This window comes from Pseudoduganella lutea (assembly GCF_004209755.1).
GTDB lineage: Bacteria > Pseudomonadota > Gammaproteobacteria > Burkholderiales > Burkholderiaceae_D > Rugamonas > Rugamonas lutea.
In genome coordinates this window covers 6207617-6220262 of sequence record NZ_CP035913.1, presented here as the reverse complement: position 1 = coordinate 6220262, position 12646 = coordinate 6207617, and the positions used below count along the sequence as shown (strand labels likewise).

General features: G+C 68.4%; 9 protein-coding genes. 3 read left to right on the top strand and 6 right to left on the bottom strand.

What is annotated here, in order from left to right:
- The first annotated feature begins 25 nt into the window (after window positions 1-25).
- Window positions 26-1066, top strand: coding sequence for a glycoside hydrolase family 43 protein (locus EWM63_RS26270; protein WP_130189169.1), 1041 nt, complete (start codon window positions 26-28; stop codon window positions 1064-1066).
- A gap of 250 nt (window positions 1067-1316) precedes the next feature.
- On the opposite strand, the gene EWM63_RS26265 is transcribed toward EWM63_RS26270, so the two are convergent.
- Window positions 1317-3293 carry a beta strand repeat-containing protein gene (locus tag EWM63_RS26265; RefSeq protein WP_130189168.1) on the bottom strand — a complete coding sequence of 659 codons (1977 nt, stop codon included), beginning with the start codon at window positions 3291-3293 and terminating at the stop codon, window positions 1317-1319.
- A 136-nt stretch (window positions 3294-3429) separates the two neighbouring features.
- On the opposite strand from EWM63_RS26265, the gene EWM63_RS32580 reads away from it, so the two are divergent.
- The gene (locus EWM63_RS32580; RefSeq protein WP_229487512.1) at window positions 3430-5385 is read left to right on the top strand and encodes a ligand-binding sensor domain-containing protein; all 1956 of its coding nucleotides are present in this window, start codon (window positions 3430-3432) and stop codon (window positions 5383-5385) included.
- Complete coding sequence (locus EWM63_RS32980; RefSeq protein ID WP_307720869.1) at window positions 5358-6455, top strand: ATP-binding protein; 1098 nt, start codon at window positions 5358-5360, stop codon at window positions 6453-6455. Before EWM63_RS32580 ends, EWM63_RS32980 begins: the two co-directional genes overlap by 28 nt.
- Here EWM63_RS32980 and EWM63_RS26245 read toward each other — a convergent pair.
- The 5 genes from EWM63_RS26245 to EWM63_RS26225 form a co-directional block, all read right to left on the bottom strand.
- Window positions 6439-7545 (bottom strand): porin, encoded by a 1107-nt coding sequence (locus tag EWM63_RS26245; RefSeq protein ID WP_130189164.1) that lies wholly within the window; start codon window positions 7543-7545, stop codon window positions 6439-6441. The two genes, EWM63_RS32980 and EWM63_RS26245, sit on opposite strands and share 17 nt — an antisense overlap.
- A 28-nt stretch (window positions 7546-7573) precedes the next feature.
- On the bottom strand, window positions 7574-8284 hold the full coding sequence (locus EWM63_RS26240) for a sulfite exporter TauE/SafE family protein (RefSeq protein ID WP_130189163.1): 711 nt from the start codon (window positions 8282-8284) through the stop codon (window positions 7574-7576).
- Window positions 8281-9696, bottom strand: coding sequence for an amidohydrolase family protein (locus tag EWM63_RS26235; RefSeq protein WP_130189162.1), 1416 nt, complete (start codon window positions 9694-9696; stop codon window positions 8281-8283). Before EWM63_RS26235 ends, EWM63_RS26240 begins: the two co-directional genes overlap by 4 nt.
- A gap of 83 nt (window positions 9697-9779) precedes the next feature.
- The gene (locus EWM63_RS26230) at window positions 9780-11231 is read right to left on the bottom strand and encodes a uracil-xanthine permease family protein (RefSeq protein WP_130189161.1); all 1452 of its coding nucleotides are present in this window, start codon (window positions 11229-11231) and stop codon (window positions 9780-9782) included.
- Window positions 11232-11567: 336 nt separating this feature from the next.
- On the bottom strand, window positions 11568-12635 hold the full coding sequence (locus EWM63_RS26225) for a LacI family DNA-binding transcriptional regulator (protein WP_130189160.1): 1068 nt from the start codon (window positions 12633-12635) through the stop codon (window positions 11568-11570).
- Between the last annotated feature and the right edge of the window lie 11 nt (window positions 12636-12646).

The window sequence follows — 12646 nt, the reverse complement described above, 5'->3', positions numbered from 1 at the left end:
CATCAACATCGGAAACAGCAACGACATGGCAGACAACAAGGACAACCAGGCACGCGTCGAGCAGCTGAAAGGCAGCGCGATCTCGCAACCGCTCGTCACGCATATCTATACGGCCGACCCGTCGGCCCACGTGTTCGACGGCCGCATCTACCTCTACCCGTCGCACGACATCGAAGCCGGCATCCCGTTCAACGACAACGGCGACCACTTCGCAATGGAGGATTACCACGTCTTCTCGATGGACCGCCCCGATGGCGAAGTGACCGATCACGGCGTGGCGCTGCACGTGAATGACGTGCCGTGGGCGGCGCGCCAGATGTGGGCGCCGGACGTGGCACGCAAGGATGGTCGCTATTACCTGTACTTCCCCGCCAAGCGCGCCGACGGCATCTTCCAGATCGGCGTGGCCGTATCCGAAAGCCCGACAGGCCCGTTCACGGCCGAGCCGGCACCGATCGAAGGCAGCTACTCGATCGACCCGGCCGTGTTCGAGGATGGCGGTGAACACTACATCTACTTCGGCGGCATCTGGGGCGGCCAGTTGCAGAAATATCGCGACAACGCCTTTGACGCCGGCAACGAGGAGCCGGGTGACGAGGAACCGGCGCTGCAGGCCCGCGTGGCCCGCCTGTCGGCCGACATGAAGCAGTTCGCGGAAACGCCGCGCGCCGTCGTCATCCTCGACGAGGACGGCAAGGAGCTGCTGGCGGGCGACCACGACCGCCGCTACTTCGAGGGCCCATGGATGCACAAGTACCGCGGCAAGTACTACTTCTCGTACTCGACCGGCGATACCCACTTCCTGTGCTATGCCACGGCCGACAATGCATATGGCCCGTTTAGGTACCAGGGCAGGATCCTGACGCCGGTGATCGGCTGGACCACGCACCACTCCATCGTCGAGGTGGAAGGCCGGTGGTTCCTGTACTACCATGACAGCAGCCTGTCCGGCGGTGTCACGCACCTGCGCTCGGTGAAGGTCACGGAACTGTTCTACGACGAGGACGGGCGCATCGTCACGCTGTATCCGTATGGCGAGGATAACCAGCAGGTCGATATCGCCTGATACGCCTCCCGATGTGAAAAGCCCGGCACGTGCCGGGCTTTTTGCTTTGCGAGCAGCTTACGCTGCTGCATCATTGGTGTCGGACATTTTTTCCGGGCGCTTCATCCGGAAAATGTGTCGGACACCGGTTCTCCACGCCGGAGTCGGCAAGATCATGCGAAAACCGGTGTCCGACACCAAGAGGCCGGTGTCCGACACCAGTGCGATAACGCCGCTGGCAGTATCTGATGCTGGTGGCTACTGAACCGGCTTACACCGTTGCGGCCTTGCGCCGCCGCGCCGCCAGGGCCACGATCCCCAGCCCGCCAAGCAGCATGCCGATGGTGGCCGGCTCCGGCACCGCGCTCACGTTCGTATACGTGCCGTCGAAGCTGTAAGTGACGGCCTGGCTGCCGATCGTCGTCGCGTCCATCAGCTGCGAGAACGCCGCGTTGCCCGCATAGTCGCCGAGGAAGCGCAGCGTGAAGCTGCCGCCCGCCTGCGTCAGCGCCAGCGTTTCGCCCACCGCGATCGTGCCCAGGCCATTGAAGGTCAGCACGGTGTCGCCCAGCACGATGGCCGAGCTGTCGGCCAGCGCCAGGCTGGCGAAGGTCTGCGACGCCGCGGCCGTCAGGTCCAGCGTGCCACCGGCCAGCACCAGTGCGCTGCCGGCGGCGACGACGTCGGCGCCCTGCAGCGCCAGCGCGCCGCTCCTGAGTTCCACGCTCGCGAAATTCGTGATCGCCCCCGCATAGGCAAAGCTGCCGCCGGCGCCCGCTTCGATGACGAGCCTGTTGGTGCCCGCGCCGCCATCGATGGTCCCCAGCACCGCGGCACCGCCGCCATTGATTACGAGCGTATCGTTGCCGCCGCCGAAGGCGATCGCCTTGCCGCTGCTGCTGCCGTCGATCGTGCCGGCGTTGGTGATGGTGGCGTCGTCGGCATTGGTGCGGATCGCGGCCGCGGTGGTGCCGCCGCCGCGGATGGTGGCGCCCACGTGGTTGTCGACACTGACCTTGTAGCCGCTGGCCGTGCCGCCGGTGACGGCGATCGCGGAGTCGCCCTGGCCGTGGATGATGCCGCCGCCGAGATTGACGATCGCCGCATTGCCGTACAGGCCCTCGCGGGTGCCGGCCAGCGGACCGGTTTCGATGTCGTTGCCGGCCAAGGTGATGCCGCGGCCCACCGCCTGCGTATTGCCCGCCGCGACCAGTCCCTCGATCGTGCCGCTGTTGACGATCGTGCCGCCGCCGGCCGAGATGCCTTCGCTGAACGCCAGGCCGCCCGCCTCGACCGCGTTCAGCGAGCGGATCACGCCCGTGTTCATGATGTTCACGAGGCCATCCACGTCGACGCCGTCGCCATCGCCCGTCACGCCATTGCCGGAGATCAGGCCGCCATTGACGACGAGTACCACCTGCCGGCCATTGAAGCCGTCGACATTGATGCCCGAGCCGTCGTTGCCGCGCACGATGCCGCCGGCGAGGTTCGTCAGGTCCAGCGTCGACGTCGTGTTCGCGTTCTTCTGTTCGAACGTGATGCCGTGCCGGGCGGCGTCCACCAGGCCGGTCGCCGCGTTCGTGATGCGGATGCCGCTGTTTTCCTGGCCGTCGATGCCGTCGCTGCTGCTGCCGGTCGCCGTCACCGAGCGGATCGTGCCGGCGTTGAAGACGACACCGCGCTCGCCCGGCCGCACGGCATCGGCCTCGGTGGCCAGCAGCAGGCCGCCCGCGTGGTTGTTGATGGTGTTCGCACCGGTCACCGCGCTGAAGTCGACAGCCTGCGCACCGCCGGCCGAGGCATTCAGCGAAACCAGCGAGCCATAGTTTTCCAGCGTGACGCTGGACGCGGGGCTGTTCATCTGGATCACGTCGGCATCCGCAGTGCGGATCAGTGCCGCGCCGTTCGTGAGGCTGCCATTGGTGATGACGAACTGCTGCACGGCGCCGTTGGCGCGGATCGCGCGGCCGCCGCCCGACTGCGTGATCGTGCCCTGGTTGTTCAATGTGACGTTGTCGCCCGTGACCGCCACGGCGACCGCCGAACCGCCGACGGCCAGCGTCGCGCCGGCGGCCACGTTGCCCGCCTGGCCAGTGCCAAGGTTCTGCGCCGTGGTGGTCGTGCCGGTCGCGATATTGAACGACGCGGCATGCGCCAGCGCCGGGCCGGCAAGTGCCACGGCCAGCACCAGCGTGTTGAACGGCAGGCCGGTACGGCGGCACAGGATCGGGGAACGTGGCAGGGACATCGGGTAACTCCGAAAGAAAAGATAGTTGTCAAACTTAAACTACTTCTATGACAACATGATGACGCCGGCCGTTGACTGGGGCCCGCTGCCCCCGGCCGGACTGGACGCCGCTTCGTTCCCATACGACAATTGCAACATGTTACCCACCCACCGTCTTCGGGCGCTCCTCCATTCCTGCCTGCTGGCGGTGCTGTGCGCAAGCGGGCCACCCGTACACGCGCTCGATCCCGCCATTCCGCTCGATGGCTACCGCCACGACCGGTGGGGCGAAGCGGAAGGCGCGCCCCGCTTCATCGATACGCTGGCGCAGACGGCCGATGGCTGGCTGTGGGTCGCCGGCCGCCAGGCCGGCCTGTTCCGCTTCGATGGCGTGCGCTTCCACCCGCATGAAACCGTGGATGGCAGCAAGCTGCAGAACCCCGGCATCACCGTGCTGCGCCCGGCGCGCGACGGCGCCCTGTGGATCGGCCATGGCCGCGGCGGCGTGACTGTGCTGCGCGGCGGCCGTTATCGCCACCTGCTGTTGCCGGCACAAACGGGCGCCGTGTACGCGATCGCCGAAGACGGCGACGGCGTGGCCTGGGCGGCCACGGGGCGCGGCCTGTTCCGCCTGGCGGGCGGCAAGGCCGAGCGGGTAGGCACGGAACTGGGCTATCCAAATGCCCGCGCCGAATACGCACTGGCCGACGGCGCCGGCCGGCTGTGGGCGGTCGATGGTCAGTCGCTGTACGTGATGACGCCCGGCGGCAAGGCGTTCGAACGCGTGCGCGCCGCCAACGCGAATGCAATGGTGATCGAAGCCGGCGATGGCGGCATCTGGCTGGTGCAGGGCAAGGCGTTCGCGCGCGTGGCGTCGCCGTCGGCGCGCCGGGTGCTGTCGCCGACCGGCCGCGGCAGCTCGTTCCAGTCGGTGTTCGACCGCGACGGCAACCTGTGGTCCGGCAACTGCCCGGTCGGCGTATGCGTGCTGCGCCCGGCGCACTGGCGGCATGGCGCGGCGTTCACGCCGGTCGATGCCGCCGAGCGGTTCGACGAGCCATGGCAGATGACCAGCCTGACCGTGGTGTCGATGATGGAAGGCCGCGATGGCAGCATCTGGATCGGCACACCATCGGGCCTGGAACGGCTGCGCGACCAGCCGGTCCACATGGTGCCCGAGCTGTTCGACCGCGGCAAATCGCAGGCGGCGCCGGCGCTCGATGGCGGCATCCTCACGGTGCAGGTACGCCGGTTCGACGATACGGCAGGCCTCTCGCGCATCGCCGGCGGCAAGGTCGAAACGCTGCCCGACCCGCTTGCCGCGCGCGCGCTCGACCGTGCACCGGATGGCACCCTGGTACTGGCCGGCGAACGTGGCATCGCGCTGCATGGCAGGAATGGCGTGCAGCGCTTCGGCCTGCCGCCGGACCTCGCCGCATCCGACAACCTGCGCATCACGAAAATGGTGGCCGGCATCGGCGAGTTCTGGCTATGGACCGCGCGGTCGGGTCCCTGGCACTACCGGGGCGGGCGCTGGACCGCCCCATCGGCGGACGTCGACGCGAATCCGGCGGTCGTCGCGGCCGATGCCGCCGGCCGCAGCTATCTGGGCCTGCCCGGCAACCGCCTGCGCATCGTCGATGGCGCGGGCACGCTCGACTACGATGGCACCGATGGCATCGGCGTCGGCAAATTCATGTTCATCTGGCCGGGAGCCCCGCTGCTGGTGTCGGGGCGGAAGGCACGCAGATCCTGGCCGGCGGCCGCTTCCATCCGCTGCGTGCCGATGTGCCGGGCGGCCTGGGTGTCGTCAACGGCATCGTCGAAGGCCCCGGCCGCACCCGCTGGCTCAATGCCGAACGGGGCATCTTCCGCGTGCAGGCGGCGGACTGGGCGCGCACCGCCAGCGACCCGCGCGTGGCATTGCGGGGCACGCTGTTCGATTCGTTCGAGGGCTACGTGGGCGGCGGCGAAACCTCGCACTTCACCAACACGGCTTTCGCCGCGCCCGATGGCAGGCTGTGGTTCACCGGCGAACGCGGGCTCGCCTGGGTCGATCCCGGCAAGCTCCCGCCGGACGCCGCCATGCCGGACGTGGAAGTGCTGTCGGTGACGGCCGGCGGCAAGCGCCATCGCGCGGCCATGCCGGTGCAGCTTCCCGAAGGCACCGAGGATGTGCAGGTCGACTACACGGTGCCAAGCCTGCGCACGCCGCAGCGTGTCACCTTCCGCTATCGGATGGCCGGCAGCGAAGCGTGGCAGGATGCCGGCACGCGCCGCACGGCGTTCTTCCAGCGCCTCGGCCCCGGCGACCATGCGTTCGATGTCATGGCCTTCGACGAACGCGGTACCGCCAGCCGCATCACGACACTGCGCTTTCACATCGCGCCGCGTTTCACGCAGACATGGTGGTTCCGCGGCGGCGCCGCACTTGCCGTCCTGCTTGTGATAGCGCTCGCTTACCGGCTGCGTACGCGCCGCATGGCCGCCCGTATCGAGGAACAGCTGCTGGTGCGCGTGCGCGAGCGCGAGTCGATCGCCCGCTCGTTGCACGACACCTTCCTGCAAAGCGTGCAGGGCATGATGCTCAGCATGCATGCGGTGATGATGAAACTGCCGGCCGACAGCGCGGTGCGGGCCGAGTTCGAACGTGTGCTGGACCGGGCCGAACACGTGCTGGTCGAAGGCCGCGACGAGGTGCGCGGCTTGCGCGGCGAGTTTGCCACGGACGGCGAATTCTGGGAGGCGCTGCTGCGCGACGTGGCCCTGACGGCGCCCCGCGGCGCCGCGCGTATCCGCCTGGTCACGCCCGAGGCGGTGGCGCGCTTGCAGCCCAAGCTGCGGCGCGACGTCTACGCGATCGCCCGCGAAGCGCTGAACAACGCGTTGCGGCACACGTCCGGCCCCGTCACGCTGCTTGCCGTTGCCAGCGCGCGTGCCTTCACGTTGACGGTCAGCGACGAGGGCAAGGGCCTGGGCGCTTTCGCCGGCGGCAAGGCCGGCCACTTCGGCCTGCCCGGCATGCGCGAACGCGCCGCGCAGATCGGTGCCCGGCTGCACTTCGACAGCAGCGAACGGGGCACGTGCGTCACGCTCGTCGTGCCCGGCGGGCAGGCCTATGCCGCCCAGGATGGTGCCAGTGACAGTGGCCTGGTCGGGGATGCCCTCAGAACCGGTGCCTGATGCCGGCGACCGCGGTGTGCGCGCGCTCCTGCCCCGTGATCCGGTCCGCCATGACCACGGCATACAGGTCGGTGCGCTTCGACAGGTAGTGGTCGTAGCCCGCCGACACGGTATTGCGCGCCAGCGCTGGGACGTCGAGCGGGCCGCTGCGCCGCGTGTTCGCCCACGAGACGAGAAACGCTCCGCCGCCGGCCGGCACGTTCGCCCCCAGCTGGAACGTGCGGTCGCGCACGTCGGCATCGCTGCTGGCGCGCTGGAACGTGCCAAACAGCTTCGCGAATCCGGCATCGCCGATGGCGCCGACGAACCACGCCAGTTGGCGCGACGGCGATCCGGGCGCGTTGAGCGCCGAGCGCGGCAGGCCTGCATCGAGCGGATTGTTGATGGCCACGCGCTGCACGTAGGCGGCCATCGCAAGGCGCCCGCGCGTGTACGATCCGCGCGCCCCCACGTTGCGCTTGCCCGAATGCCCGGCAACCTCGCCGAACTGGTAGTGCAGGTCCAGCGTGAAGCCGTCGATCTCGGGCGTGGTGTACGACACCTGGTTGCTCCAGCCGGTGTCGCCGGCAATCGAATTGCGCCAGGTGGCGCGATCGCCGTTGGTCTGCACATAGGAATGCAGCAGCAGCGGCGATACCACGGTGGAGTTGCCGAACGGGTTGAAGCGCACGGTGGGAAAGAAGTTCGGGCTCGTGTAGGCGCCGATGTGGACCGCGCCGTAGCGCCCCTTCAGGCCGATGTTGGCATCGCGCGAAAAGAAGGTATCGGTCGGAAAGCGGCCCTGCGCGCCCGTATCGGGCTTGAAGAACGACGTCAGCGCGAACTCCGCCTGCAAGCCGTCGCCCAGGTCTTCGGTGCCGGTCACGCCGAACCATGACGTCGACATGCCGCCAGCGCCCACGCTGGCCACCGCCGACGACATGCCACTGAGCTGGTTCCTGCCCACGTAGCTGTCGATCAGGCCCGTCAGCCGCAGCGTGGGCTGGGCGTGGGCGTTGCTGCACGCCGCCGCCAGCATGGCGGCGGTGGCGGCGAATTTCAATGATGCGAAATTCCCGTATTTTCTTATGGTGCGGTCAATCTGGAACATAAAGTCTCCGGGTGCGGGTGATGACGGATCAGTGGTGGACGAGGATGAACACACCGGACACGATGGCGAAGGCCAGCACGGCGATGCGCAGGAAGCGGGCGTTGACCCGGTGGTAGACGGCCTGGCTGGCGACCAGGCCGACCACGATCGCCGGCAGCGCCCAGGCCACCGTGCCGAACGTGCTACTGTCGATGCGCCCGCTGATGGCCAGCACCACGATCGAGATGATTTCGCCCAGCAGGAAGCACAGCGCCACCGATGATCGCAACGTTGCCGCCGGCATGTGCTGGTAGACCAGCGCCAGCGGCGGTCCGCCGATGCCGGTTGCCGTTTCCGTGATGCCGGTAAACACGCCCGCCGACAGGAAGGCGCTTTTCTTCGGCGCGAACGATGGCATCGCCAGCGTGGCGACGGCGGCCAGGATCGTCGTCGCGCCGATCATGATGTTCAGCGCGGAAGGCGGCAATGCCAGCAGCACGGCGAGCCCGCCGAAGGTGCCGGCTGCACGGCCGCCCGTGATCCATGCCACGCCGCGCCGGTCGAGCGAGCGCCATTCGCGCCACGCCACGTAGGCGTTCAGGGGCAGCATCATCAGCAGCAGCCCGCCCGGCAGCAGTTCGGGCTTCAGGAAGCCCAGCACGGGCGCGACGATGAGCGCGAACCCCATGCCGGTGGAGCCCTGGATGAACGTGCCGGCAAACACGGCTAGGCCGATCCAGACGAGGATGTCCGTGCTCATCGTGCCGTCCCCGCATTCGGCGCGGCCGCGCGGCATGCCTGGCTCAGGCCATGCAGCTTGACGATGGGGGCTTCGTCCACGACAGCGCTGGCCATTGCCGCCACGTCCGCCACGAGGGCGCGGCCATCCCAGTCGACCGGCCAGCCGTCGAGCAGGCGCAGCTTGCCGGCCACGAACACCGCCATGACCTGGCTGCGGTTGGCAAGACGCACCAGTTCCCAGGTCAGGTCCCACGACGGCGTCATCTCCGGCACGTCGAGGTCGAGCAGCAGGAAATCGGCATCCTTGCCGGCGGCGATCTCGCCCGTGCTGGCGCCCATGCCAAGCACGTCGGCCCCGCCCTGCGTGGCGCGGTCGAACCAGCGCCAGCCGGCACCGCACGACGAATCGCCGACGGCCAGGCCGAAGGCGTAGCGTTGCGCTGCCTCGGCATGGTCGAGCAGGCGGAACCCGTCGCCGCGCGTGCCGTCGGTGCCCAGCCCGATGCGGATGCCCAGCGTCGCCATCAGGTGCGCCGGCGCGACCGCATTGCCCTTCCACGCGCTGGCCACCGGGTTGTAGCTGACCGCCGCCCCGCTATCGCGCAGCATCGCGATCTCTTCCGGTGTCACCAGCGTGGCATGGGCCAGCAGGGTGCAGGGATTCAGCGCGCCCAGGTGGTGCAGGTGCTCGATCGGCCGCCGCCGCCGCTGTTCGATCGAACGCTCGACCGAGGCCAGGTGCTCGTTCACGTGGGTCTGGAACATGCACCCGGATTCGTCGCACACGTCGGCCACCCATTTCAGCATGCGGTCGGTGGCCGCCTCGGGGATCGAGATCGCCAGCGAAGGCTGCAGCAGGCGGTTGCCGCCCCAGCGCTCGATATGCGCTTCGGCGCGGCGCTGGATCTCCGTGAAGGATGGCGCCCCGGCCGATCCGCCCGCGTCGTTGCAGATCAGCCCGACCACGGAGCGGATGCCCGTGTCGGCCAGCGCACCCGTCACGGCGTCGAGCGTGCCGCCGGCACGGGTACCCGCGTCGCACACGGTCGTGAAGCCGCCCCGCAACGCTTCCAGCGCCGACAGTTTCGTGGCCATGTACAGGTGTTCGCTCGTCAGGCAGCCTTCCAGCGGCACCCACACGCGGCGGAAGATTTCCGATGGTTCGCCGAACACGAGCGACTTGCCGAACGACTGGGTCACGTGGTGGTGCGTATCGATGAAGCCGGGCATCAGCAGCGTGCGCGGCAAGCTGTGCACCGGAATGCCCGGATGGCGGTCGAGCAGTACGGCGACGGGCGCGACGTCGCGGAACTTGCCGCCGCCGAGCAGCACGCCGTAGCCGCGCACGGGGCCGTCCCTGAGCATCACCCATTCGGGCAGCAGCAGTTGCTCGGCATGGTCGAATTGTCTTGCAGTCAAGCGCGGTGTCATGGTGGTCCTTTGTCGATGAACGCGACCTGCCCTCCCGCCCGGCGGGATGGCGGTGGCCTCGTGGTGGTACAGGTTGGTGAATGTCAGTGCGGATCGGCCGGCGCGTCCGTGGCGCCCTTCCGGCCGAGGTGGAAGAAGAAGTAGTTCAGCAGCGCGGCGGTGATCGCGCCCATCGCCACGCCATTGCCAAGCAACATGCGCACGTTCGGCGGGAAGTTGCTGTACATGCCGGGGATGACGATCGGCAGCAGGCCGACGCACAGCGCGACGGCGAGGATGTACATATTGGCGTGGTTGCGCAGGTCGGCGCGGCGCAGCATGTCGATGCCCATCACGCCGACGATGGCGAAGACGATGACGCCGGTCCCGCCGACCACCGCTTCCGGTACGAGGCTCACCACTTTCGTCAGCGGCGCGAGCAGGCCGAACACCACGAGGATCAGGCCGGAACACACGGTCACGAAGCGCGAGCGCACGCCGGTGGCGCGCACGACGCCGATGTTTTCACCGCTGGTGACGATCAGCGAGGTGCCGAACAGGCCGCCGAGCAGCGACATGACGGCATCGCCCCGGATCGTCTTCGGCACGTCGCGCTTCTGGTCGATTTCCTTGCCCACGGTCTCGCTGATGGCGACCGTCTGGCCCGTCGCTTCGACCATCGAGATGACGGAGAAGATGATCAGCGGCAGCGCGGCAACGACGTCGAACTTGGGCACGCCGAAGGGCAGGAACGACGGCACGCTCACCAGTGGCCAGAGCGGGATCGGCGCGCTGTGCACGGCGCCCAGCGCAAACGCCACGAAGGTGCCCGCCACGAGGCCGAGCAGGATCGACAGCTGGCGCCACAGGCCGGTGAGCAGGCGCGAGAACAGCACGGTGAACAGGATCGTGGCGAAGGCCAGCACGATGTTCAGCGGCTGGGCGAAACCGGGCGTGCCGGGGCTGCCCGTGATCAGCAGCCCGGATACCTTGATGAGATTGATCGATACGAGCAGCAGCATCGTGCCGACGACCAGTGCGGGAAAGAAGCGCAGGCAGCACCGGAACAGCGGCAGGAAGACGAAGTAGGCTGCCCCCGTCAGCAGCACGGCGCCGGCGGCCGTCTGCAGGTCCGTCTGCTGGGCGATGAGGATGAACAGCACGATGGGGGCGCCCCCGGGCAGCATGACGAACGGCAGCCGCGCACCGACGCCGCGCGGCCCCAGCGACTGGAGCAGCGTGCCCAGGCCGCACAGGATGAAGGTGGCACTCAGCAGGTTGATGGTCAGGTCGGGTGCGAACCCCAGCGCCTTGGCCATCATGAAGACCGAGGCGATCGGCGCCGCGGCCATCACCAGCACGTGCTGCAGGCCGAACACGAACAGCTTGCCGAGCGGCAGACGTTCGTCGACCGGCGCGGTCGCTGGCCCGCCCGCCGCCGTTTCCCCTTCCCGGATTTCCTCCACGCTGCCCTCCGCGGCACCGCCGCGCGGCGCCGCCCTGCCCGATGATACTGCTCCTGCGCCGCTGGCGGCGCTGGCCGAAATTTCCGTCATGTCTGTCTCCATGGTTGTTGGTCACTTCACTGGCGTCGGGCGGCCCGGCGATCGGTGGCGGCGCCTGCTCTGCGGCATGCTGCTGCGACCTTCCGGGCTCGCCCCAAATCGTTTTGGGGCTGCGTCGAAAAAAAAGACCGGCTGCCGTGAACGAAGCCTGTCGAGCCGCCAATTGCAATGGCGGCAGCCCGGCAGGTGTTCATGGCACTTTTCCCAAATCGTTTTGGGAAGTGTAGGTGAAGCCAGCGGCGTGTGCAAGCGTTCCATCGCCGGTCGCCGTGCGGTTGTAAGAAAACAGCAACAGCCGTGGAGGTGCAGCCCGGCATCGGGCAGGCCTCAGGCCCGGGAGGAGCGCCGCGGTACGAGGTCCGGCGTGGGACCGCAGACGGTGCGCTGGCCATTGTCGCCATTGATGTGCTGGAACAGCAGCTCGACGGCCAGCGCCGACACCTGTTCGAGGTGCAGGTTGACCGCCGTGAGCGGCGGCACGGCATTGCGTGCCCGCAGGCCGTCATAGCGCGTCGCCACCATCACGTCGCCGGGTACGGCACGGCCCATCTCGTTGAGCGCCGTGATCGCGCCGGACGCAAAGGCATCCACCGGCACGCAGATCGCATCGATGGCGGGAAAGTCGGCGAGCAGTTCATGGCAGGCGGCCCGCCCGGCCTCCTCGCCGCCGTATTCGTCGGCCTTGGCCACCATTTTGGGCAGGCGGTGGCGCCGGATGAACGCGGTGTACACCCGCTCCATCTCCTGGTAGGAATGCCGGTTCTGCGAGCCGACCAGCAGCGCGATGTGGCGCGCGCCCTGCGTGCGCAGGTGTTCCAGCAGCAGCTCGCCGGCCACGGCGCTCTGCAGGTCGACCTGCGGGATCGGCAGCGTCTCGTCCACGACCCGGCCGATCGACACGACGGCGACACCGCGCTCCCTGAGGCGGCGGATCTGGGGATCGTCGGCCACGGGTTCCACGACGAGCGCACCATCGATATCGAGTTCGTCGATGAGCTGCTTCGATCCTTCCAGGTTCGGCACGAGGATCAGGGCCTGGCCCCGTTGCATCGCCGCCTCGGCCGCCACGGCGGCCACTTCCATCATGAAACCGAGCCGGGAGGAACCACCCGCCACGGCGAACGGCATCGACGACAGCAGCGCGATGCTGTTGGCCTTGCCGGTGCGCAGGCGCTGGGCGCGCAGGTTCGGGCGGTAGCCCAGTTCCGTGGCGACGCGCTTCACCCTGGCCCGGGTATCCGGATCGACATAGCCGCGGTCGTTGAGCGCATGGGATACGGTCGTCAGCGACACGCCGGCGGCCAGCGCCACGTCCTTGATGGTGAGGCGGCGCGCCGGTGCAGGTGCCGGCACCTGCACCGGCGGAAGGTTCTGCTTGTCGTCTTTTTTCGTCATCTGCTCGGTCA